Here is a 22,256-nt window from a genome sequence, read left to right as displayed (position 1 = left end):
CCCGCACGTTACGCCCTCCCTCCCTCCTCCTCCCTTTTCGTGCCGAGACCCCCTCGGAGCGCCGAGACCCCCTCGCAGATACGCGTTTCCAAGGGGGTCTGGGCGACGCGAGGGGGTTTCGACGACCTGACGGGGAGGAAGGAGGGGAGAGGGGAGAGGGGAGAAGGGTCAGGCGGGCGGGCGGACGCCGAAGGCGCGGAGACGCGCGCCGAGCAGCTCCGGCGTGCGGATGTGCTCGAACCCCCACCGGACCACGCGCCACCCGGTCACCCCGCGAACGTCATCCTCACGCTGCTTCTCGGCGAGAAGGGCTTGGGCCGTGGTGCGCTCGCCTCGAAGGCCCGGGTCGTGATACTTGCCGAGCCCGTCGAATTCGCCGAAGGCGGCGGATCGGGGAAAGCCGAAGTCCATCCAGTAGTCCTTCCCCGTCGCGCCGCGAACGTGCACCTGGAGGGGGACGGCGCCGTATCCCAGCTCGTGGAGCAGGAGCCGGCTCACGCTCTCCCCGGGCAGCTGCGCGCGTCCGTCGGCGAAGGCGAGGATCCAACGGGCGCGACGGATCCCGCGACCGTGCTCGGCGGCGGCCCGACCCAGCAGGCGGCTCCGCCAGGCGTCTGCGCGCTCCTCGTCCTGGACGTGATGGTCGACCGCCTCACGGCGAAGCGCCGCGTCTGCGGCCGCGACCGCGGCGTCGGGGCGGAGCGAGCGGGTGAGGTCGAGCACCGTGCGGTCGAGGGAGGTGCAGCGGATCCCGTCGACACGCACGATCTCGGCCGGGGCGATCGCGACGTCGTGCATCATCACGCCGGCCCGGGACCGCGAGTGCCGGGCATCGGCGATGACGGTGTGCACGTGGGCGGGCGCGGTTCGATACAGCGGAAGGCCGTGCAGCACCGCGGCGGACGGCCCCCAGAACACCGGATCCTCGGCGTTGCGGTGGGCGGCCAGGACTTCGAGCAGATGGCGACCCTCGTTCCACAGTCCGCCCCATGCGGACGCCGCCACGTACTGCCCTCGTCGGACGCGGAGGAGCTCCCCGGACTCGACGAGCGCACCGACTTCGCGCTCGGTGCGGCCCGCATCCAGGAGACGGACGCGGGGGATCAACAGGTTCTTGGCACGGGCGAGGTCGATATCCGACGGCATGCGAGCACACTCCACCGCGCGGCGGCCCCGGCGGTGCCGGTCCCCAGGATCGGTGGAGAACCTCCGGCCGCCGGCCGTCGGGGAGGACGAGGCGGATCCTTCTCCCGAAACCCCCTCGTGCCGCCGAGACCCCCTCGTGCACACCGATGTAAGAGGGGGTTTCGGCGGCACGAGGGGGTCTCGACGAAAAGGGGAGGGGAAGAGGAGGGGAAGGGGAGGGGAAGGGAGGAGGGGGAGAGACGGAAGGGCCCCGGATCGTGGATCCGGGGCCCTTCCGTCTCTGAGGAGGAGCGTGTCAGGCGCGGGCGGCCTCCGAGACCGTGCGCGCGGCGGCGAGGGCCTGCTCGAGGTCCGCCTTCAGGTCCTCGATGTTCTCCAGACCGACCGACAGGCGCACCAGGCCCGGCGTGACCCCGGCGGAGAGCTGCTGCTCCGGCGTGAGCTGCGCGTGGGTGGTCGAGGCGGGGTGGATGACGAGCGAGCGCACGTCCCCGATGTTGGCGAGGTGGCTGAAGAGCGAGAGGCTGTTCACGAACTCGCGACCGGCCTCCACGCCGCCCTTGAGCTCGAACGACAGCACCGCGCCGACGCCCTTGGGCGCGTACCGGTTCGCCGTGGCGTACCAGGGCGAGGTCGGCAGGCCGGAGTAGTTCACGGCCGCGACGTCGTCGCGCGCGTCCAGCCACTCGGCGATCTCCTGCGCGTTCTGCACGTGGCGCTCCACGCGCAGCGACAGCGTCTCGATGCCCTGGATCAGGTTCCAGGCGCTCTGCGGCGCGATCGCCGACCCCAGGTCGCGCAGCAGCTGCACGCGCGCCTTGATGATGTAGGCGAGGCCGTCGCCGACCGCCGTGGTGTAGGACGCCCCGTGGTAGGACGGGTCCGGCTCGGTGAGCCCGGGGAACTTCTCCACGTTCTGCGACCACGCGAAGGAGCCGCCGTCGATGACGGCGCCGCCGATCGTGGTGCCGTGCCCGCCGAGGAACTTGGTCACGGAGTGGACGATGATGTCCGCGCCGTGCTCGAACGGGCGGATCAGGTACGGCGTCGCGATCGTGTTGTCGACGATCAGCGGCACGCCGTTGTCGTGCGCGATGTCGGCGACGGTGCGGATGTCGAGGACGTTGATCTTCGGGTTGCCGATGGTCTCCGCGAAGAACAGCTTGGTGTTCGGGCGGACAGCGCGGCGCCACTCCTCCGGGTCGTCCTGGTTCTCGACGAAGGTGACCTCGATCCCGAGCTTGGCGAGCGTGTACTTGAAGAGGTTGTAGGTGCCGCCGTAGATGGAGCTGGACGAGACGAAGTGGTCGCCGGCCTGCGCGATGTTCAGGATGGCGAAGGTCGACGCCGCCTGGCCGCTGGAGAGCACGAGGGCGCCGGTGCCGCCTTCCAGCGCCGCCAGGCGCTGCTCGAGGACGTCCTGCGTCGGGTTCTGGATGCGGGTGTAGATGTTGCCGAACTCCGCGAGGGCGAAGAGGTTCGCGGCGTGGTCGGCGTTGTCGAACACGTACGAGGTGGTCTGGTAGATCGGCGTGGCGCGCGCCTTGGTGACCGGGTCCGGAGCGGCGCCGGCGTGGATCTGCTTGGTCTCGAAACGCCAGTTGTCGGTGTCGGACATGGTCTCCCCTTGCTCGTGGCCGCCGTGACGACGGTCGGATGCGGATGCGGATGCGGATGCGGATGCGGATCGGGCGAGCCGCGATGTTGACCCCGACACTACGGATCCCGCGCGTTGTCAACAACGCGCGGGAAATGTGACGTAACAGGAAAAGCGACGAGGCTGGCCCGGTGGCAGGCGCGACCGAGGATTCGTCGTACGGTGGGAGCCATGGTGAACAGGCGAGCGGTGGTGACCGGAGCGAGCACGGGAATCGGCGAGGCAGCCGTCCGCGCTCTGCGGACGAGCGGGTGGGACGTCGTCGGGGTGGCCCGGCGCGAGGAGCGTCTGCAGGCGCTCGCGGAGGAGACCGGGGCCGCCGCGTTCGCGGCGGACCTGACGGACGCGGACGACGTGTCGGCGCTCGCCGCCCACCTCGCCGACACGGGACCGGTGCACGCCCTCGTACACGTCGCCGGCGGTGCCCGCGGGACCGATCGCGTCGAGGACGGATCCCCCGAGGACTGGCTCTGGATGTACGAGGCCAACGTGCTGTCCGGGCAGCGTCTCGTCGCCGCGCTGCTGCCTCAGCTCCGTTCCGCAGCCGCAGAGGACGGGCACGCCGACGTGCTGTTCGTCACCTCCACGGCGGCGCAGGCCGCCTACCCGGGAGGAGCCGGCTACAACGCGGCCAAGGCCGGCGAGTCGATGCTCGTGCACGCCCTCCGCCTGGAGCTGCACGGGGAGCCCATCCGGGTCGTCGAGATCGCCCCGGGTCTCGTGCACACCCCCGAGTTCACCCTGAATCGACTGGGCGGAGACGTCGCCGCCGCCGAGGCGGTCTACGCCGGGATCGACGCCCCGCTGGTCGCGGACGACGTGGCCGACGTCATCGCGTACGCGCTGAACGCCCCCGGCCACGTGAACCTCGACCTCGTGACGATGCGCCCGGTGGCGCAGGCCGCCCACTACCTCCTCGCGCGCGGCCCGTTGCGGCCCCGTCGGGAGGACTGAACCCATGCCGCAGACCCTCGCCGAGCTCGCGGAGAGCGGGCAGCTGGATCCGGGGTGGGCCGAGGCGCTCGCCCCCGCGGGAGGCCTCATCGCCGAGCTGGGCGACCGGCTGCGCGCGGAGAACGCGGCCGGGCGCGGCTACCTCCCTGCGGGACCCCACGTCCTCCGCGCGTTCTCCCGTCCGCTCCAGGACGTCCGCGTGCTCATCGTCGGCCAGGACCCGTACCCGACCCCCGGGCACCCCATCGGGCTGTCCTTCGCGGTCGAGCGATCCGTGCGGCCGCTGCCCCGGAGCCTCACGAACATCTATCGCGAGCTGGAGAGCGACCTCGGGATCCCCCCGGCCGCGCACGGCGACCTCTCGGCGTGGAGCGATCAGGGCGTGATGCTGCTGAACCGCGTCCTGACGGTACGGCCCGGAGCGCCCGCCTCCCATCGCGGGTGGGGATGGGAGAAGGTCACCGAGCTCGCGATCCGCACCCTGGTCGCGAGGGATGCGCCCCTGGTCGCGATCCTGTGGGGTCGCGACGCGGAGGGGCTTCGTCCGATGCTGGGGGACACCCCCGTGATCGCCTCGCCGCACCCGTCCCCGCTGTCCGCCAGCCGCGGGTTCTTCGGCTCCCGCCCGTTCTCCCGGGCCAACGCGCTGCTCGCCGAGCTCGGCGCGGGTCCCGTGGACTGGCGGGTCGCGTGAGCGTCGGTGCCGCCCCGGCCGCGGGCGTCGAGATCCGGCCGGCCGTCGCCGGCGACCTCCCCGCGATCCGCGACATCTACAACCACTACGTGCGAGAGAGCACCGTCACCTTCGACGAGATCGAGACGACGCTCGCGGACTGGGAGACGAAGGCGGCCGTGCTCGCCGCGGCGGGCCTGCCGTTCCTCGTGGCCGAGGACACAGGACCCGAGGCGGAGGACGGGGCGGACCGTGTGATCGGGTACGCCCTGCTCCAGCACTGGCGTCCCAAGTCGGCGTATCGCTTCTCCGTCGAGGACTCGATCTACCTCCGGCCCGGCGCCGGAGGGCGCGGGCTCGGGCGCGTCCTGCTGTCGGCCCTGTTGGACGCCGGGACGGCCGCCGGACTCCGTGAGGTGATCGCCGTCATCGAGCCGACCGCCGCGGCGGGATCCATCGCGCTGCATCGACGGTTCGGGTTCGAGGAGGCGGGCCGGCTGGAGCGGGTCGGAGTGAAGTTCGGTCGGTCGCTGGACGTGCTGTTCCTGCAGAAGTCCCTCTGACGCGGCCTCGCGCGGACGGCAGGCCGGGGAGTCAGACGCCCGCCGCAGCTGCTCCGGCATCGCCGGACGAGCGGATCACCGGGATCGCCGCGAGCAGCTGTCGCGTGTAGTCCGCGGCGGGTCTGTGCAGGACGTCGTCGGTCGGTCCCTGCTCCACGATCCGGCCGTCCTTCATCACGGCGACGGCGTCGCAGAGGTTCTGCACCACGCCGATGTCGTGCGAGACGAGGATGAGGGTCAGTCCTTCGGCGCGCAGCTCGGACAGCAGCGCCAGGATCTGCGCGCGCACCGTGACGTCGAGCGCCGAGAGCGGCTCGTCACCCACCAGGATGCGGGGCCGGTGGGCGATCGCGCGGGCCAGGGCGATCCGCTGGCGCTGCCCGCCGGAGAACTCGTGCGGATACCGCTCCGCCGCATCCGGGTCGAGTCCGACCTGCGTCAGGACCTCGGCGACGCGCGCCGCGTGATCTCCGTCGATGTCCAGGGCGCGCAGCGGCTCGGACACGATCCGCGCGATGCTCTGTCGCGGATCGAGCGAGGCGTAGGGATCCTGGAACACCAGGCCCGTCAGGCGCCGCAGCCAGTGCAGATCCCGCGCGGAGGAGCGGGCGTCCACGGGACGACCTGCGATCTGCACGGAGCCGGTCGTCGGGCGATCGAGGGCCAGCAGCAGCCGGACGAGGGTCGACTTCCCCGATCCGGACTCGCCGATGAGGCCGAGCGCGGACCCCTCGGCGACGTCGAGGTCGACGCCGTCCAGGGCCGTGGTCGTGCGTCGGGGCTCGCCGAGGGAGCGGCGGGGGACCGGGAAGGAGCGGCCGAGGCCGCGTGCGCGGATCAGGGCGGTCATGGCTGCTCCCCTTCGCCCTGCGCGCCCGTCTCCGGCCGCCAGAGCGTGGCGGTCGCGTCACGCAGCAGGCCCTGGGTGACCGCGGACGCCGGGGCGCTCAGCAGGGTGTCGACGGGCCCTTCCTCGACCACCCGGCCGTCCTCCAGGACCACGCCGTGGGTCGCGACCTGGGCGAGCACCGCCAGGTCATGGGTGATGAACACGAGCGACATCCCTTCCGAGGCGACGAGGGAGAGCAGCAGCGTCAGGATCTCCGCCTGGATCGTCACGTCCAGCGCGGTCGTCGGCTCGTCGGCGATCAGCAGGCGCGGACGGGCGGCCAGCGCCATGGCGATCGCGACCCGCTGCCGCTGCCCCCCGGAGAGCTGATGGGGATAGCGGTCGACGATCGACGCGGGGTCGGGAAGGCGGACGCGCTCCGCCTCGGCGATCGCCCTCGACCGCGCCGCGCGGCGTCCGATCCGCTCGTGGATCCGGACGCTCTCGGCGATCTGGCGCCCGATGGTGCGGATCGGGTTCAGTGCCGTGCGGGGCTCCTGGAACACGATCCCGATCTCGTCGCCGCGCACCGCGGCGAGCTCGCGGTCGGGCAGACCGAGGATCTCCCGCCCCCGCCAGCGCACGGAACCGGTGGCGATCGCGCCCTCGGGGAGCAGGCCGAGCACGGCGAGCGCGGTCAGGGACTTGCCGGACCCGGACTCGCCGATGAGACCGACCCGCGCGCCGTCGGGGACGCTGAAGCTGACGCCGTCCACGACGCGGCGGCCGTCGATGTCGATGCGCAGATCCGAGACCTCGAGGCTCACGCGACCACCTCCGGGACGTGCGAGCGCGCGGCGGCGGCACGCGGATTCTGTCGCAGGGTCGGATCCGTCGCGTCACGCAGGCCGTCGCCGAGGAGGTTGAGCGCGAGCACGGTCACCGTGATCGCGAGCCCCGGCCAGACCACCGACAGCGGATGGACGGCGATGTACCGCTGCAGGTCCGCCAGGAGGACGCCCCAGGACGGATCCACGACCGAGGCGCCGAAGCCCAGGTAGGACAGCCCGGCCTCGGCGAGCACGGCGACGGCCATCGACCACGACAGCTGCACGATGAAGACCGGGGCCACATTGGGAAGCAGGTGCTGCACCAGGCTCTGCAGTGGAGTGAGGCCCGAGGCGCGACCGGCGAGCACGAAGTCGCTCTGCTGCACCCGACGCAGTTCCGGACGGGTGACGCGGGCGATGTTCACACCGAAGCCGAGGCCGACGGCCCACACGACCACCCACAGCGAACCGCCCCACACCGCCGAGATCATCATCGCGATGATGAGCACCGGGAACGCGATCAGGATGTCGACGAGGACCGCGACGGTCTCCCTGATCGCGCGGGTCGTGAGCGCTCCGAGTGCCCCGAGGAGGACGCCGACCACGGTGGCCACGAGGCCCGCTCCCACCGCCACGAGCACCGTGGTTCGGCTTCCCGCCATGATCAGGCTGAGGATGTCGCGCCCGGTGCCGTCGGTGCCGAGGAGGTGGGGCCATCCGGGCCCCTGCCACCGGGCCGCGACGTCGGTGGCGCGGGGGTCGAACGGCGTCCACAGGAGCGAGGTGAGCGCGAGGAGGGCGATGATCGCGACGACCACGAGACCGAACCGGCCTCCCGCCGTGGTCCAGATCCGGCGCACTCCGCGCCTCCGGGGGACCGGTCGAGCCGTGTCGGTCATGCGGCCTCCCTCTGCCGGGGATCCACGAGGTGGTGGACGAGATCGACCAGGAAGCCGATGACGAGGACGAACCCGGTGAGCACGAGCAGTTCGCTCTGCACCTTCACCAGGTCCCGGGTGCCGACGTCGGCGACGAGCATCCGGCCGATCCCCGGCAGCGTGAAGAGCTGTTCGATCACGACCGATCCCACGACGATCCCGGCCACCTGGAGCCCGAGGACGGTGACGATGGAGAGGCCGACCGCCGGGATCCCGTGGCGCACGAGCGCGCGGGAGCGGGTGAGCCCCTTGGCCGCGGCCGTGCGGACGAAGTCCTGGGACGCGGCCTGGAGCGTCGCGCTGCGGACGAAGCGCAGCAGCATGGCGCCCTCCACGACGCCGATCGTCAGCGCGGGCAGGATCAGCGCGCGGAGCGCAGCGTCCGGCCGCGCCCATCCGTCCCGCGGGAAGCCCTGCGCGGGCAGCCAGCCCAGCCACACGGCGAAGACGACGACGAGCATCATCCCGGCCCACACCACCGGCACCGCGGCGACCGCCTGAGCCGCCACGTTGACGGCAGCGCCTGCACGGCGGCCGCGGAGCAGCGCGGCCAGGATCCCGAGCGGGATCGCGATCAGCAGGGCGATGAGCAGCGCCAGGATGCCCAGCGGGACCGTGACCTGCGCCTTGGCCGCGATCTCCGCCGCCACCGAGGCGCCGCTCAGCTGCGAGGTCCCGAGGTCGCCGCGCAGGACCCCGCCGATCCACTCGCCGTACTGGACGAACAGCGGCCGATCGAGGCCCAGGGCCTCACGGAGCGCCGCCACCTGCGCGGGGGTGGCCTTGTCCCCGGCGATGAGCTGGGCGACGTCCCCGGGGAAGACCCGCAGAGCGAGGAAGATGACGATGCTCGCCACGAGGAGCCCTGCGATCAGCAGGGCCCCTCGGATGAGCGCGTAGCGGAGCACGGCGGGAGATCGGGCGGATCAGTCCGCGAGGGTGACGCCGCGCAGGTCCAGGCGCGAGTTGATGGAGTCCTCCGGGAACCCGCTCACACCGGGAACGAATGCGGTGATCGTCGCACCGTTGTACAGCCAGTCCGCGGCATGGTCCTCGGAGACCAGGCGCGCGGCCTGGGCCAGCAGCTCGTTCGAGGTCTTCTCGTCCAGGGCGGCGAGCGCGTCGGCGTACAGCTTCTGGACCTCGGGGTTGTTGTAACCGAAGTAGTACTCGGGGTTGGCGAAGTTGCCGAAGTCGCGGGGCTCCACGTGCAGCACGAAGCTCAGGTCGTAGTCGTGGTTCTTGTACACGTCCTCGAGCCACGCGGGGAACTCGACCGAGTTCACGGTGAGGTCGACCCCCACCTTCTTGAAGTCGGAGACGAGCACCTGGGGAACCGTCGTGCCGTAGAAGTTCGGGATCGTGAGCGTCAGATCCAGCTTCTCGTGGCCGGCCTCGGCGAGGAGCTGCTTGGCCTTCTCGGGGTCGTGCGGGGCGACGGAGGAAAGGTCCTCGTAGCCCGGGTCGAGCTCGGGGATCGGACCGTAGAGGGTCTGCCCCGCACCCACGGCCTCCACGAGCGCGTCGTGATCGATCGCCAGCCGCAGCGCCTCGCGGACGCGGACGTCGTCCAGCGGCGGCTTCGCGTTGTTGAACGCGAGGGTGGCCTTGTCCGTGGTGCGACCGGTGGTCAGGGTGAACTGGCCGCTCTTCTCCAGCTGCGGCGCGAGGTTCGGATCCACCGCCGTGAGCACGTCGAGCGATCCGTCGAGCGCCGCGTTGACGCCGGCGGTGAAGTCCGGGATGTAGTCGAACACGACCTCGGCGACGCCGGCCTTCTCGCCCCAGTAGTCCTCGTACCGGGTGAAGGTGATGGAGCTGCCCTTGCGCCAGGTGTCGAGGGTGAACGGCCCTGTGCCGTTCTCGGCGTCCTTGAGGTCGGTGGTGTCCCCGTTCTGGAACACCAGCCCGGCGACACCGGTCAGCGAGAAGAGGAAGTTCTGGTTCGGGGCCGAGAGCGTGATGACCACCGTATCGAGGTCGGGTCCTGCGATCTGCGCGACACCGGCGAGTTCGGCGTGGCCCTGGAGGGACTCGTCGTCCTTGACGGCCTGCAGCGACGACACCACGTCCACCGAGGTGAGCGGGTCGCCGTTGTGGAAGGTGATGCCCTCGTTGAGGGTGAAGGTGTACGTGAGGCCGTCCTCGGAGACCGAGTACTCGGAGGCGAGACGCTCGGTGATCTGGTTGTCGGGCGTCCGGGTCACCAGGCCCTCGTAGATGTTGTCGACGAGGATCTGCTCGAGCGCGGCGCCGCTCGTGCGCCGGATGTCGAGGTTGGTCGGCTCCAGCACCAGGCCGACGTTCAGCGTGGCGCCGGCATCCGGTTCACCGGTGCCGGCGCCGGACGGCGTCGAGCACGCGCTGAGCGCGAGCGCGGCGGCGGCGAGGCCGGTGATCAGGACGAGACCCGTGGAACGGCGGCTCATGGGAGTTCCTCTCGGAGGGCGGCGGTGGCCGGTGTCGGGGTGCAGGGGAGGGACGGGAAGAAGCGGGGTGTGTGCGGGGGACGCCGGGTCACGGACGGGCGGCGGTGCGGTCGACGGCGGTGCGGATCAGCGCGGCCAGCGCGGCCGGGGCGGTCTCCTGGACGTTGTGGGACGCGTCCTGCTCGACGACGCGTGCTCCGGGGATCCGCGCGGCGAACGCGGCGGCGTCGGACTCCGTGACGAATCCCTGCGACGCCCGCACGAGGGTGAGCGGAGCCGTGACGGCGGCGAGGTCTTCCCAGCCGTCCTCCCCGAGGGCGGGGGCTGCCGCCGAGGCGTCCGTCCCCGTGGCCGGCGCGGCGAGGAGCTGAGCAGCGAGACGGGCGAAGTGGTGCTTCCACTCGACACGGCCGTCGGGGCGGACGCGGGTGTTGAGGTACACGCCGCGTTCGGTGTCCTCCCGGCTTCCGCCCAGGCCGAACGCCATCGCCCGGTCCACGAGCTCGTCGCGGGACGCGGCGTCCGTCTGCTCGTAGAAGGTCCTCAGCACCGCGGGTCCGGCGTTCGTGTCGACGTCGGGGGTGATGTCGACGACGATCACCTCCCGTACGAGGTCGGGGTGCGAGGCCGCGAGGGCGGCGGCGGTGAGGCCGCCGAGCGACTGTCCGACGACGACCTGCGGCGTCCGCGTCCACGCATCGAGCGCGACGGCGACGTCGGCGGCGAGCGTGCGGGCGGAGTAATCGAGGTCGTCGCGCCAGGAGGAATCGCCGTGGCCGGCGAGATCGATCGCGATCGCCGGTTTCCCGAGTGCCAGGATGGTCGTGTCCCACGTGTGCGCGTTGAGCCCGGCGCCGTGGAGGAAGGTGACGTCGGGGGCGTCGTCCCCGAAGCGGAGCGCGCTGAGGATGCGCCCGTCCGGAAGGGGGAGCGACACCCGCGCCACCGACGGGACGCTCGCCCCGAGCGCGCGGGCCTGGGCATCGAGGAAGGAGAACTCGGTGGTCTCGGTGGGCACGCCCTCATTGTGCTCCCCCCGGAGCCCTCGAGAGAAATGTGAGAGCAAAGTGCTAAGGGAATGCCTGTCATGACCTTCACTATGAGCCATGTGAGGTGAATTTGATTGTCGATCTGATTTTCGATGTGACGAACAATGTCGTTCCGCATCGGTCCCGGTGCGGGCGCGGGCGGGTACGCTGAGGCCATGAGCGAGAAGCGTGTGCACCTGTCCCGGACCGAGCCGACGGCCTATCAGGCACTGGACGCCTTCTCGAACACGGTCGGGGACATCTGCCGGGCCAACGGCATCGACGACCGGCTGAAGGAGCTGGTCCTCATCCACTGCTCCCAGCTCAACGGCTGTGCGTACTGTGCACGGATCCACGTCGACCGAGCTCTGGCCGCCGGCGTCGACATCGACACGCTCACGCAGCTGCCGACCTGGCGCGAGTCGGGCGTCTTCTCCGACCGCGAGCGCGCGGCTCTCGAGCTCGCCGAGGCGTTCACCTTCATCCACGACGAGGGGATCCCCGACGACGTGTATGACCGCGTGGGAAGCGTCTTCACGGAGAAGGAGTACGCGGCCCTCAGCTGGGCCTGCGTCTCGATCAACGCGTTCAACCGGATCGTCATCGCCGGGCGGTACCCGGTTCCTCCGCGCGAGGCGCGGTGACCGTCCTCGACGTCCCCGGCGCCGCGAACGTCCGCGACGTCGGCGGGATCCCTGCCGGAGCTTCCCGGATCCGGCAGGGAATGCTCCTGCGCTCCGGGCACCTCTCCGGTCTGACGGCGCACGGGCGGGCGATCCTGCGCGATCGTGTGCGCCGCGTCGTCGACCTCCGCGACGACGACGAGGTCCGCTACCAGCCGTCCGCGCTCGTCGAGGTGCCGGTCACGCGCATTCCGCTCTTCCATGGATCGGTCGCCTCCCTGTTCGTCGAGGACGTGAGCCTGCCGATGATGTACCGCCGCCTCGTGGACGACGCCGCGGCGCGGATGGTCGAGGTGGCTCGTCTGCTCGCCGACGGGGAGCCGACGCTCGTGCACTGCACGGCGGGGAAGGACCGCACCGGCGTGAGCGTGGCGCTGGCCCTGTCCGCGGTCGGAGCGGACCGTGAGGCGGTGATCGCCGACTACGCACTGACGGAGACGCTCATGCCGCCGGAGCACGTGCGGATGGTCGCGGAGCGGCTCCGTGCGCATCACCCGGACGCGCGCCACGCTCTCGCCCTGGCCACGGCGTCGCCGGCGCCGGTGATGCGCGACCTGCTCGTCCATGTGGACGAGCGCTACGGATCCGCCGCGGACTACCTGCTGGCCGCGGGGCTGACCCGCCGCGAGCTCGATGCCCTGGGCGCCGCGCTGGTCGAGTGACCGCGGGACGGGGTCGAGCAAGGTAAGGCAACCCTTCTTCGGGTGCTAAGCTGAAGGCACGATGACTCCTCGCACCGCCCTCGCTACGAAGCCCCGCGCCCAGCGCCGGGCGTCTCGTCGCCCACAGGTCCAGCACCTGATCACGGCCGACGAGCACTCCCTCGTGGAGCTGGAGGCGCTGCTGGCCACTCTGCCGCTGTGCACGACGGGGCGGATCTTCGTCGAGGTGCCGGATGCGGACTCCATCGTTCCTCTGTCCGCACCGCCGCGGATGACGATCTCCTGGCTGCCCCGTGCGTCCCGCTCGGGCGCTCCGGGAACCGGACGCCGCTGCGCTCCGGGAGCCGCCGTGGCCCGGGCGGCGATCGCCTGGGCGGATGAGATGCTCTGCGTCGGCGACACGGATGCCGCCGCCTCGCTGCCCACGCGCATCACCCTGCTCGGCGGGTTCGTCGGCACGGCCGACATCGTGGATCACCTCACCGGGCGCCTCGGCGTCGAGCGGGCGGCCATCGACGCACCGGAGCGCTTCTCCCGGCTGGTCTGAGCTCGGACGACTCCGTCGTTGCGAGCGCGCCGCGGCAGGTAGTTCCCGTCCTCCAGGCCGGCTTCGATCTCGAAGCGGTTGCGCAGCGGGTCTCTCCCGGCGAAGAGGTACAGCACCGGCATGAGGAACCCGTATCGGAGCCACTGGGTGCGGTGCACGGCTTCGTGGCGCAGCAAACGCTCGTCCGGCTCGGCGTCGCCGGTCAGGAAGCAGCCGCCGACGCACACGCCGCCGCGAGCGAAGGTCCATGAGGGCATGCCGCGGAAGACCCACAGGCCCCCGCGCCGTTCGACGGGGCCGGTGCTCCACAGGCCGCCCCACACCAACCCGACGGCCGTGCCCCAGAGGTAGCCGAGCCGGCTGAGCGGGGAGCGTAGCAGGACCGAGGGGATCCTCGCGTCGAATCGGCGCCCGCGCGCGAGGACGTCCGCCGCCTCTCGGAGCACCGAGTCCGGATCGGTCCGCGTCACGCGAGTGCGCCGATCAGTCGGAGGATCGTGCCCATGTCGTCGACCGCGGCCAGCGGCGACCGCGGAGCGAATCCGGCGATCGTCGCCCCGGCGAGGGGGAGCTGGGCGCGCAGGGCGCGCAGGGCCGCAGTGAGGTCGGCGACCGAGAGACCGAAGGGGGCGGGCTGGGAGACGCCGGCGAGCTCGGCGGGGTCGATCACGTCCACGTCCACGTGGACGTAGACGCGGGATGCTCCGGTGTCGGCGACCGCCCGGGCGAGGGCGGCGGAGTCCTCCAGCGTGGAGAGCTCGGCGATCCCGGAATCGTCGACGAACCGGCGTTCCGGTTCGTCGATCGCCCGCGCTCCGACGAGCACGATGCGCTCGGGAGCGATGCCCGAACGCGCGGGAAGCGGGGAAGTCGCGTCTCCGAGGATCGCACGGAGGGACATGCCGGAGAACGCCCCGGACGGGGAGGACGACGGCGTGTGGAGGTCGGGGTGCGCATCGCACCAGACGATCGCGACGTCGTCCAGGCCGCCGGGCAGGGCGTCGACGGCGGCGACCGAGACGCTGCAGTCGCCGCCGATGACGATCGTCGGCTCGTCGGCGGTCCCGGATCCCGGCTGGGTCAGGACGTCCCGCATGAGCTCCTGGGTCCGGCGCAGGCTGCTCAGCCGGTGCACGGCCGTGCCCTGAGCGTCACCGGCCTCCAGAGGGACGTCGAGGAGGGTGGTGGCCGCCCGAGGGAGGTCCCCGGCGATGGCGGCGGCTCCGTCCGTGAGGAGCATGGCGCGGGGAGCGGGGGAGCCCTGCCACTGCGGGACGACGAGGAAACGGGACATGATCCTTCTCCCTGGATCGAAGCGGGGAGGGCCCCTGTCGGGAGCCCTCCCCGTCGTGGGTGCGGCGGAGGACCTCAGTCCTCGATCGCGGCCTGCGGCTTGGGCGCGCCGCCGGCCTTCAGCTCGGCCAGGCGCGCCTCCACCTCGGTGAGCTCGCCGAGGTCCTCGAGGCTCTCGAACTGCGCGTCGATCGACGAGGCGGCGATCTCGGCCTTGCCCTGGGCGATCGCCTCCTGACGACGGATCTTGTCCTCGAATCGGCCCAGCTCGCTGGTCGGGTCCAGGACGTTGATGGAGCCCACGGCCTCCTGCACCTTGGTCTGCGCCTCGGCGACCTTGGCGCGGGCGAGCAGCTCGCTGCGCTTGTTCTTCAGCTCCTCGAGCTTCTGCTTCATGCCGTTGAGGCCGCTCTTGAGCTTGTCGACGATCTCCGTCTGCGACGCGATCTGCGGCTCGGCGGCCTTCGCCTCGCGCTCCGAGCTGATCTGGCGCTGCAGGGCCACCTTGGCGAGGTTGTCGAACTTGTCCGCGTCTGCGGCGCTGCCCGAGGAGCGCAGCTCGTCGGCCTTGCGGCTGGCGGCGAGGGCCTTGTTGCCCCACTCCGCCGCGGCCTGGACGTCCTCTTCGTGGTCGCGCTCCAGCAGGCGCAGGTTGCCGATCGTCTCGGCGATGGCCGACTCGGCGTCGGCGATGTTGTTGGTGTAGTCGCGCACGAGCTGGTCGAGCATCTTCTGCGGGTCCTCGGCCGAGTCGAGGAGCGCGTTGATGTTCGCCTTCACCAGGGTCGAGATGCGACCGAAGATCGACTGCTTGGTCATGGGCGTTTCCTTTCGCATTGCGGGTCGTGCTTGTGGGTCAGGGACAGGACAGGGTCAGAATCGGCCTCCGCTGGATCCGGAGTGGCTGCTGCCGCCTCCTCCGCCGAAGCCGCCGACGGAGAAGCCTCCGCCGCCTCCGCCGAAGAAGCCGCCGCTGCTTCCGCTGCTGCCGCCCCCGCCGAAGAGTCCGCCGCCGCCACCGCCGCCCCAGCCTCCGCCGCCGCCGCGGTTTCCCGAGGCGCGGCCGATGAGAATGCCGCCGAGAAGAGCGCCGAGGGTGTCGTCGTTTCCGCGCCCGCCGCCACCGCCCCACGGGCCGTCGTCCCAGGCGTTGACGTCCTGCTGCGCCTGTCGGAGCGCCTCGGTGGCGAGGCTGTCGGCGCGCTGAGCCAGCGCCAAGGCCGCGACCGGGTCCCCGTCGGCGGCGCTGCGGGCGTGGTCGCGGACGGTCTGGGCCTCGGCGAGCCGGGTGCGGGCCGCCGAGCTGATCGCGCCGCGGCGGCTGCGGATGAAGCCGTCGGCGGACGCGATCTGCGCGTCGGCACGCTGGATCGTGCTGCCGAGCACACTGCGCGCGTGCGCGATCTTCGCCTGCTCGTCGCGGACGTGCTGGATGACGGCGTCGAGCGCGTCGTTCGCGGCGTCGAGCACGCGCAGAGCCGTGAGCGGGTCGCGCCCGGAGGAGCCGAGCAGCGCCTGGGCCTGTGCGACCTGGCCTCGGGCCACGTCCATCGCACGGGCCACGGACCCGTCCGCGTCCGGCAGGCTCTGTGCCGTCTGCAGATCCTGCTGGATCTCGGCGAGGAGGCCGGTGGTGCCGTCGTCGGCGGTCTTGAGGTCCGTCGAGAGGCGCTCGACCGCGTCCTCCAATTGCGTCGCCTGCTGCACCGCGCCCTCGGCGGCACGGATCGCCACGGCGGCGTCGCCCGTCTCGCCCGCCGTGATCTGCTGCTCTGCGGCCTGGATCTGCTGGTCCGTGAAGGACAGACGCGAGCGTGCCTGTGCGGGGTTGTCGGTGACAGCGGAGACGGCCGTCGCGGCATAGGTGGCCGTCAGGGTCGCGAGGATCTGCTCCGCACGGTCGATCTCCGCCCCCGCGGCGGCGCGGAGGCGGCGGACGTTCTCCAGCGCCTCGGGCGCGTTCTGCTCGAGCTTCCGCAGCGCGTCGAAGTCGGCCTTGCGCTCCTCCAGGACCTGGGTCGACTCCGAGCAGAGCTGGATGATCCGCTGGTTCCACTCCAGCCGCTGGGCGTCCGTGTCGGGGATCTCGTCGTCGAGCTTCTGCTTCAGGGAGAACGCCTCGTCCAGGTTCTTTCGCGAGGTCTGCAGAGCCGTCAAGAACTCGCCGATGACCTCGTCGCCGAACTGTGCCCTGGCGTACTCCATCTCCTGCTCGCTCATGCGGACCACGTCGTCGGTCCGGACGAGCGCGACGCCGGCCTGCTGGGCGAGGTCGGCGATCTCCTGCTCCTTGCGGGCGCGCTCCGCAGCCCGTCGGCGAGCGCGGCGGACGAGGACCACGATCACGATGATGACGACAGCGACGAGGGCGACGATGCCGATGATCGCCCAGGTCGTCGCCGCGCGGGCCGGAGCATCGACCAGCATGTCCTGCACCTTGTCGGCGCCGGCGGTGACGGCGCCGGCCCAGTCGCTTTCCCGAAGCGCCGGGAGCATCGCGTCGGTGATCTTCTCGCGGTCGGCGACCGAGATCGGGCCGTCCTGCGTCGGGCCGGCGATGGCGAACGTCCGCCCCTCGGTCGCGATCCCGACGAGGTACTGGCGGGAGTTGAAGCCGTTGCCGTTCGCCGTCGCGGCCACCCAGTCGACGTTGTCGGACGGGTTCGTGAACTCCGGGACGAAGACGACGAAGAGCTCGGCGCCGGCCTTGTCAGCCAGTTCGGCCAGCCGCGCCTCCGCGGCGTCCTCCTGCGCGGGCGTGAGCACGCCGCTGACGTCGGTGACGTGCCCCTCGTCCAGGCGCCCGGGATCGGTGGCCGACGCCGCGGACGCGAACGTCCCCGACACGAGGAATGCCAGCACCAGGCCGACCACGATCGTCCAGCGCGCCCGCATGCTCGCTCCCTCCGCGGAGCCGTGCGGCTCCGGTTGCGAGTCTATTCACAGGCCTCCGACAGCGGGTAGCGGACTCGAGCGCTCTCAGCGAACGCATCGTCGCCGCCGACGCCCCCGGGGCCCGTCTCCGCGTGGGCGGCCAGGGAAAGCCCCGGTGCGAACCTAGGCTGGTCGGGATGGACGACAGGTACGGATCGGACGTCCTTGCCGCTGGCTGGCGGGACAAGGGCGCGAAGAAGGCGACGGACGTCGCGGCGGAGAAGGACCTCGTCGTCGAGGTCGCGGTCGACGGGTTCTGCGGGGCGATCACCCGGGTCGAGGGCGGCCTGGTCGAGCTCGAGGACTGGAAGGGGCGCCGGCGGGCGTTCCCCCTCGGCGGCGGCTTCCTGATCGACGGCGAGCCCGTCCGGCTCGTGATGCCGGCGGCGAAGGCATCGGGACCGAAGCGCACGGCGTCGGGCTCGTTCGCCGTCGCCGACCAGCGCGCCCGCGCCGCGCTGCCCAGCCGCATCCTCGTCGAAGGGCGCCACGACGCCGAACTGGTCGAGAAGGTGTGGGGGGACGACCTCCGGGTGGAGGGCGTCGTCGTCGAGTACCTGCAGGGAATCGATCTGCTCGACGACCTCCTCGCCGCCGAGCCGCCGAGTCGATCCCGCCGCTACGGCGTGCTGGTGGACCACCTGGTGGCCGGGTCGAAGGAGTCGCGCATCGTCGACCGCATCCTGCAGGGCCCGCACGGCGCGCACCTGCGGATCGTCGGGCATCCCTACATCGACGTCTGGCAGTGCGTGACGCCCGCGGCGATGGGCATCCGCGCCTGGCCGCAGATCCCTCGGGGCACGGACTGGAAGACCGGGATCTGCCACGCGTTCGGCTGGCCCGCCGAGACGCAGGCCGACATCGCGCACGCGTGGAAGCGGATCCTGTCGAGAGTTTCCAGCTACCGTGACCTGGAGCCCGCCCTGCTCGGCCGGGTGGAGGAGCTCATCGACTTCGTCACCGAGCCGACCGGCTGAGCCCGCGTCTGCGCCCGGATACCCTGGAGGGATGCCAGAGCCCCGCACCTTCCGCGATGAACCGGTCTCCTTCGTGCGCCGGAGCGGGCGGATGTCCGAGGCGCAGGAGCGTGCGTTCGCGGAGCTGTCCGCGCAATACCTCATCGACGTGCCGCGCGACGTCGCCTGGACGTCGGTGCACCCGGATGCCCGACTGGACCCCGCCGAGCGCTACGGGCGAGCGGCCGCGCTGATCGTCGAGGTCGGGTCGGGGCAGGGGCATGCGATCGTCGCCGCGGCGTCGGCGCGGCCGGACACCGACTTCCTCGCCGTCGAGGTGTTCCGGGCGGGGCTCGCCCGCACCATGCTCGACGCCGACCGCGCCGGGGTGCGCAACCTCCGTCTCGTCGAGGCCAACGCGCCCGAGGTGCTGTCCTCCTTCCTCCCCGAGGCGGCGGCGGACGAGGCGTGGGTCTTCTTCCCCGATCCGTGGCACAAGAAGCGCCACACGAAGCGTCGTCTCGTGCGACCGGGGTTCGGCCGGATCGCCGGGCATGCGCTGCGCGACGGCGGACTGCTGCGTCTGGCCACGGACTGGGAGGACTACGCCCTGCAGATGCGCGAGGTCCTCGACGCGGAGCCCGAGTTCGTGCGCGCCTTCGACGGTGAATGGGCCGAGCGTTTCGACGGACGGGTGATGACGGCGTTCGAGCGCAAGGGCATCGCCAAGGGGCGAGACATCCGCGATCTCGTCTACCGGCGCGTCGACCGGGGGTGACCATGGGCGAAGCGGAGGTGCACGCGACCGGCGGGACGCCGGTCATGTCGGGGCCGCGCTCCGCACAGGTCGCCGCCGCCCTCGCCGTGTGCCTCGCGGCGCCGGCCTTCTTCGTCCTCCTGCTGCCCTGGCTCGGGATGACGCTGCTCGCCGTGGGGATCGGCATCGCCGCGGTCTCCGAGCGAGGACGGATCCTGAGCCGGGGGGAGAAGAGCCTCACCCGGGACCTGACCCTCATCGCCCTGGGCCTGCTGATCGTCAGCGCCATCCCGCTGGCGGCCGAGCTGGACAACGCGGCGATGCTCCGCTTCACCCTGGCGCTCGGCGGTGCAGTGGTCGTCCCTTACGTGGTGTCCCGCTTCGTCTTCCGCGATCGCGCGATCCGCTTCCCGTGGCGGACGGGGCGCCGCTGGACGACCTGGCAGTGGGGATGGCTCGTCCTGGTGCTCGTCCTCGGCTGGGCGATCCTGCCGTACTACTTCATCACCAGCGGCGTCTATCTCAATTGGCCGGTGGTCGACACCCCTGACCTCATCGCCCGGCTCTTCGTCGGGGTCGGGGCCGTGGGCATCTGGGACGAGCTGTTCTTCATCTGCACCGTCTTCGCCCTGTTGCGCCGCCATTTCCCGGACACGGCGGCCAATCTCCTGCAGGCGATCGTGTTCGTGTCGTTCCTCTGGGAGCTGGGGTATCGGGCCTGGGGGCCGGTGCTCACGATCCCGTTCGCGCTGCTGCAGGGGTTCATCTTCCTGCGCACCCACTCGCTGGCCTATGTCGTGACCGTGCACCTGCTCTTCGACGCGGTCGTCTTCCTCGTGCTGGTGCACGCGCACAACCCGGGGCTGCTCCCGATCTTCCTCGTCTGAGCCGAAGCGGCGTCCGGCCCGCTGCTAGCGTCGGAGAAGCCGTGCCCGGAGCGGGACGGCGGAGAGGGGCGGAGCGTGAGCGGGCGGGCGAAGGCGTCGAGGAGACGATCGTTCCCGACCTTCATCGTGGTGTGCGCGCTGGTGTTCGTCGCTCTGTACGCCGCCGTCGTCCTCCTCTATGCACGGGGCACGGCGCCGGTTGCCTCCCCCTCGCCGGCCGACGAGGACCCGGCCGCCGTCCACGTGCGTCTCACGCCGACCGACGTCGATGCGGGAACGGACCGGCTCTCCTTCGACGTGTCGCTCACGAAGAAGAGCCGCGAGCAGTTGAGCGAGGCGTCGGACGGCGGCGACGTGGTGGTGCTGTTCACGTCCGCGGGCGGAAGCAGCACCGTGACCTTCGCGGGCGGGTACCTCGATGTGCCGCAGACCGTCCGGCTTCCGACGAGCGGACAGATCGAGCAGTGGCCGTTCGACCGTCACCCCGCCCGAACGCTGGTCACGGTGGGATACACCGCGGGTGACGGTGCCTCGCAGACGCTGCCCGGCGGGCTGGTGCTCGACGCCCACCACGTCCCGGGGTGGGTGATCTCGCTCGCGCAGACCGACCAGAGGTACGTCCTGGGGCAGAGCTCCGTCGTGCAGTACGAGATCGAGGTGCGGCGGGCGACCGCGGCCATCGCGTTCGGACTCGTCCTGCTGGCTCTCATGGTCATCATGCCTGTGCTCGGGCTCACCGTCGCGATCATGGTGTTCCGCGGGCGCCGGAGGGTCGAGGTCGGCTTCTTCACCTGGAACGCGGGCATGCTGTTCGCGACGCCGACGCTGCGCAACTTCCTGCCCGGTCAGCCGCCGGTCGGGTCCTGGGTGGACTATCTGGTGGTGCTCTGGGTGATCGCCGGGCTCATCCTGGCGCTGATGATCAGCGTCGTGGGCTGGTATCGCTGGGGGAGCCCGCAGCCGGAGGTCACGGCATCCCTGCGGGCGAGAGCGTCCGCGCGGCGCCGAGAAGCGCTGCGGGGACACGCCGAGCGCCCCGACTGAGCTGCGCCCCGGTGGCCACGCGCTGGCGGTCGCGAGCCCGGGGCGGCAGAATCGTCGGATGCTCCTTCTCGGATCGATCCTCGCCGGCCTCGCCGCGCTCGTGCACGTCTTCATCTTCGTCCTGGAGTCCGTGCGGTGGACCGCGCCCGCGACGCGGAAGGTGTTCGGAGTGGCGAGCGAGCAGGATGCGCTCGTCATGCGCCAGCTCGCCTTCAACCAGGGCTTCTACAACCTGTTCCTGGCGGTGATGGCCGCGGCGGGGATCGTGCTGGCCGCGGTCGGCATCGTCGGCGCGGGCGTCACGCTGATGCTCGCGGGCACCGGGACCATGCTCGCCGCCGCCCTCGTGCTCGTCCTCGCGGACGGCAGCAAGCTCCGTGCCGCCGCCATGCAGGGCGCGTTCCCGCTCCTCGCCGTCGTCGTTCTCGTGCTCCACCTCCTGCCCTGACAGGCGGGGCATCGGCCCCGAGATGCTCGAAGCTCTTCGACGGAGTTCGATGGAGCCATGGATCGGACTCGGCTGACGACCGCGGGCGTGCTGCTGCTCGCCGGGGTGCAGTACTTCCTCGCGGAGGCGATCACGGCGGCCGCCTGGACGAGGACGCCGTACAGCTACGGCGAGAACTACATCAGCGACCTCGGGGTTCCCGAATGCGTGGAGCTCGGGCGGACCGTCTGCTCGCCTGCCTATCTCCTCATGGACGTCTCCTTCGTGCTCCAAGGCCTCCTCGTCCTGACGGCGGTGATCGTCCTCGGCGACGCCCTTCGCGCCGGACGCCCGCACCGTATCGCGCGCATGGTCGTCGCCGTCCTGGCCGTCGTCCACGCGATCGGTCTGATCACGGTCGGGCTGTTCCCCGGCTCGTTCGCGGAGGCGATCGGAGGCGATCCCGTCCGGCTGTTCCTGCACAGCCTGGGCGCGTTGTTCGCGATCCTGGGCGGCAACCTGCTGATGGTCGCCGTCGCCGTCCTCGCCTCGCGCGAAGGGCGACCGGTGCTCGCGCTCGCGATCGCCGTGCTGGCCGTGATCGGACTGGGCGCGATCGCCGCGGGCCTGCTCGGATCCGACCTCGGGCTCGGGCTCGGCGGGATCGAGCGCCTCGCCGCATATCCGGTCTTCGCCGGGCTGTTCCTCGTCGGCGGAGCCCTGATCATCTCCGGGCGACGGTCCCGCGGGATGCCGGTGTCCGAGAAGCCCCTCTGGCGCTGATAGGATCGTTCGGTACGCCTCCGTAGCTCAGCGGATAGAGCGCCGGTTTCCGGTACCGTAGGTCGCAGGTTCGATTCCTGTCGGGGGCACGTCAGCAGGACGATCGAGAGAGCCCCGGCATGCACAGCATGCCGGGGCTCTCTCCGTTCCTGGTCGCCGTCGGGGCCCGACTCCGTCGGCGTCACGACGGTACCGGCGCCTCCGCCAGGGACACGCCGTTCCGCTCCGGATCGATC

The 22,256-nt window shown here is 71.5% G+C and carries 23 protein-coding genes, 1 tRNA gene and 1 pseudogene; 13 read left to right on the top strand and 12 right to left on the bottom strand.

All coding sequences use genetic code 11. From position 1 onward, the window contains the following. Nucleotides 1-168: 168 nt before the first annotated feature. Nucleotides 169-1,146 carry a hypothetical protein gene (locus K8F61_RS07600; RefSeq protein ID WP_231821226.1) on the bottom strand — a complete coding sequence of 326 codons (978 nt, stop codon included), beginning with the start codon at nucleotides 1,144-1,146 and terminating at the stop codon, nucleotides 169-171. A 295-nt stretch (nucleotides 1,147-1,441) separates the two neighbouring features. Beyond that, on the bottom strand, nucleotides 1,442-2,764 hold the full coding sequence (locus K8F61_RS07595; protein WP_219087070.1) for a bifunctional o-acetylhomoserine/o-acetylserine sulfhydrylase: 1,323 nt from the start codon (nucleotides 2,762-2,764) through the stop codon (nucleotides 1,442-1,444). 210 nt (nucleotides 2,765-2,974) lie between these two features. Here K8F61_RS07595 and K8F61_RS07590 point away from each other — a divergent pair, with 210 nt between their 5' ends. The 3 genes from K8F61_RS07590 to K8F61_RS07580 are packed head-to-tail and all read left to right on the top strand — an operon-like array spanning nucleotide 2,975 to nucleotide 4,993. Next, entirely contained in the window at nucleotides 2,975-3,757 is a 783-nt protein-coding gene (locus tag K8F61_RS07590) for an SDR family oxidoreductase (RefSeq protein ID WP_219087069.1), read from the top strand. A 4-nt stretch (nucleotides 3,758-3,761) separates the two neighbouring features. Then, the gene (locus K8F61_RS07585; RefSeq protein ID WP_231821225.1) at nucleotides 3,762-4,451 is read left to right on the top strand and encodes a uracil-DNA glycosylase; all 690 of its coding nucleotides are present in this window, start codon (nucleotides 3,762-3,764) and stop codon (nucleotides 4,449-4,451) included. Then, entirely contained in the window at nucleotides 4,448-4,993 is a 546-nt protein-coding gene (locus K8F61_RS07580; protein WP_231821224.1) for a GNAT family N-acetyltransferase, read from the top strand. The genes K8F61_RS07585 and K8F61_RS07580 overlap by 4 nt, the downstream gene beginning before the upstream one ends. A gap of 31 nt (nucleotides 4,994-5,024) precedes the next feature. Here the strand turns inward: K8F61_RS07580 and K8F61_RS07575 are convergent, their stop codons facing one another. The 6 genes from K8F61_RS07575 to K8F61_RS07550 form a co-directional block, all read right to left on the bottom strand. Beyond that, nucleotides 5,025-5,843 (bottom strand): ABC transporter ATP-binding protein, encoded by an 819-nt coding sequence (locus K8F61_RS07575; RefSeq protein ID WP_231821223.1) that lies wholly within the window; start codon nucleotides 5,841-5,843, stop codon nucleotides 5,025-5,027. Then, nucleotides 5,840-6,649, bottom strand: a complete 810-nt coding sequence (locus K8F61_RS07570; RefSeq protein ID WP_231821222.1) for an ATP-binding cassette domain-containing protein — start codon at nucleotides 6,647-6,649, stop codon at nucleotides 5,840-5,842. The genes K8F61_RS07575 and K8F61_RS07570 overlap by 4 nt, the downstream gene beginning before the upstream one ends. Then, the gene (locus K8F61_RS07565) at nucleotides 6,646-7,551 is read right to left on the bottom strand and encodes an ABC transporter permease (RefSeq protein WP_231821221.1); all 906 of its coding nucleotides are present in this window, start codon (nucleotides 7,549-7,551) and stop codon (nucleotides 6,646-6,648) included. The genes K8F61_RS07570 and K8F61_RS07565 overlap by 4 nt, the downstream gene beginning before the upstream one ends. Further along, nucleotides 7,548-8,498 (bottom strand): ABC transporter permease, encoded by a 951-nt coding sequence (locus K8F61_RS07560; RefSeq protein WP_067245029.1) that lies wholly within the window; start codon nucleotides 8,496-8,498, stop codon nucleotides 7,548-7,550. The genes K8F61_RS07565 and K8F61_RS07560 overlap by 4 nt, the downstream gene beginning before the upstream one ends. A gap of 18 nt (nucleotides 8,499-8,516) precedes the next feature. Beyond that, nucleotides 8,517-10,019: an ABC transporter substrate-binding protein gene (locus K8F61_RS07555; protein WP_231821220.1), complete on the bottom strand. Its 1,503-nt coding sequence runs from the start codon at nucleotides 10,017-10,019 to the stop codon at nucleotides 8,517-8,519. An 88-nt stretch (nucleotides 10,020-10,107) separates the two neighbouring features. Continuing rightward, nucleotides 10,108-11,037 (bottom strand): alpha/beta fold hydrolase, encoded by a 930-nt coding sequence (locus K8F61_RS07550; protein ID WP_231821219.1) that lies wholly within the window; start codon nucleotides 11,035-11,037, stop codon nucleotides 10,108-10,110. A 186-nt stretch (nucleotides 11,038-11,223) separates the two neighbouring features. On the opposite strand from K8F61_RS07550, the gene K8F61_RS07545 reads away from it, so the two are divergent. From K8F61_RS07545 to K8F61_RS07535, 3 genes are all read left to right on the top strand, one after another. Beyond that, on the top strand, nucleotides 11,224-11,691 hold the full coding sequence (locus K8F61_RS07545; protein WP_231821218.1) for a carboxymuconolactone decarboxylase family protein: 468 nt from the start codon (nucleotides 11,224-11,226) through the stop codon (nucleotides 11,689-11,691). Further along, complete coding sequence (locus K8F61_RS07540; protein ID WP_231821217.1) at nucleotides 11,688-12,392, top strand: tyrosine-protein phosphatase; 705 nt, start codon at nucleotides 11,688-11,690, stop codon at nucleotides 12,390-12,392. The genes K8F61_RS07545 and K8F61_RS07540 overlap by 4 nt, the downstream gene beginning before the upstream one ends. A gap of 61 nt (nucleotides 12,393-12,453) precedes the next feature. Continuing rightward, nucleotides 12,454-12,939, top strand: a complete 486-nt coding sequence (locus tag K8F61_RS07535; RefSeq protein ID WP_231821216.1) for an SIP domain-containing protein — start codon at nucleotides 12,454-12,456, stop codon at nucleotides 12,937-12,939. A 23-nt stretch (nucleotides 12,940-12,962) separates the two neighbouring features. Here the strand turns inward: K8F61_RS07535 and K8F61_RS07530 are convergent. The 4 genes and pseudogenes from K8F61_RS07530 to K8F61_RS07515 all read right to left on the bottom strand — a co-directional run. Further along, a pseudogene (locus tag K8F61_RS07530) lies at nucleotides 12,963-13,409 on the bottom strand (Fe-S oxidoreductase); the annotation flags it as partial. Next, complete coding sequence (locus K8F61_RS07525) at nucleotides 13,406-14,233, bottom strand: arginase family protein (RefSeq protein WP_231821215.1); 828 nt, start codon at nucleotides 14,231-14,233, stop codon at nucleotides 13,406-13,408. The gene K8F61_RS07525 and the pseudogene K8F61_RS07530, both read right to left, overlap by 4 nt. Nucleotides 14,234-14,307: 74 nt before the next feature. After that, nucleotides 14,308-15,051, bottom strand: coding sequence for a PspA/IM30 family protein (locus K8F61_RS07520; protein WP_067245043.1), 744 nt, complete (start codon nucleotides 15,049-15,051; stop codon nucleotides 14,308-14,310). 54 nt (nucleotides 15,052-15,105) lie between these two features. After that, nucleotides 15,106-17,127: a TPM domain-containing protein gene (locus K8F61_RS07515; RefSeq protein ID WP_231821214.1), complete on the bottom strand. Its 2,022-nt coding sequence runs from the start codon at nucleotides 17,125-17,127 to the stop codon at nucleotides 15,106-15,108. 176 nt (nucleotides 17,128-17,303) lie between these two features. On the opposite strand from K8F61_RS07515, the gene K8F61_RS07510 reads away from it, so the two are divergent. The 7 genes from K8F61_RS07510 to K8F61_RS07480 all read left to right on the top strand — a co-directional run bounded on the left by K8F61_RS07510 (nucleotide 17,304) and on the right by K8F61_RS07480 (nucleotide 22,109). Next, nucleotides 17,304-18,143 (top strand): DUF3097 domain-containing protein, encoded by an 840-nt coding sequence (locus K8F61_RS07510; protein ID WP_231821213.1) that lies wholly within the window; start codon nucleotides 17,304-17,306, stop codon nucleotides 18,141-18,143. Between the two features lie 31 nt (nucleotides 18,144-18,174). Further along, nucleotides 18,175-18,900: a tRNA (guanosine(46)-N7)-methyltransferase TrmB gene (gene trmB / locus K8F61_RS07505; protein ID WP_067245049.1), complete on the top strand. Its 726-nt coding sequence runs from the start codon at nucleotides 18,175-18,177 to the stop codon at nucleotides 18,898-18,900. A gap of 44 nt (nucleotides 18,901-18,944) precedes the next feature. Beyond that, nucleotides 18,945-19,766, top strand: a complete 822-nt coding sequence (locus K8F61_RS07500) for a CPBP family intramembrane glutamic endopeptidase (RefSeq protein WP_231821523.1) — start codon at nucleotides 18,945-18,947, stop codon at nucleotides 19,764-19,766. A 75-nt stretch (nucleotides 19,767-19,841) separates the two neighbouring features. Next, nucleotides 19,842-20,810 (top strand): DUF4436 family protein, encoded by a 969-nt coding sequence (locus K8F61_RS07495; RefSeq protein WP_231821212.1) that lies wholly within the window; start codon nucleotides 19,842-19,844, stop codon nucleotides 20,808-20,810. 58 nt (nucleotides 20,811-20,868) lie between these two features. Next, entirely contained in the window at nucleotides 20,869-21,258 is a 390-nt protein-coding gene (locus K8F61_RS07490) for a DUF1304 domain-containing protein (protein WP_231821211.1), read from the top strand. Between the two features lie 57 nt (nucleotides 21,259-21,315). Next, on the top strand, nucleotides 21,316-22,020 hold the full coding sequence (locus K8F61_RS07485; protein ID WP_231821210.1) for a DUF998 domain-containing protein: 705 nt from the start codon (nucleotides 21,316-21,318) through the stop codon (nucleotides 22,018-22,020). 16 nt (nucleotides 22,021-22,036) lie between these two features. Next, a tRNA-Arg gene (locus tag K8F61_RS07480) sits at nucleotides 22,037-22,109 on the top strand. The last annotated feature ends 147 nt before the right edge of the window (nucleotides 22,110-22,256 follow it).

Origin of the sequence: Microbacterium resistens (assembly GCF_021172025.1) — a bacterium.
In the GTDB taxonomy this organism is placed as follows: Bacteria; Actinomycetota; Actinomycetes; order Actinomycetales; family Microbacteriaceae; genus Microbacterium; species Microbacterium resistens.
This window is presented reverse-complemented; position numbering and strand designations above follow the sequence as displayed.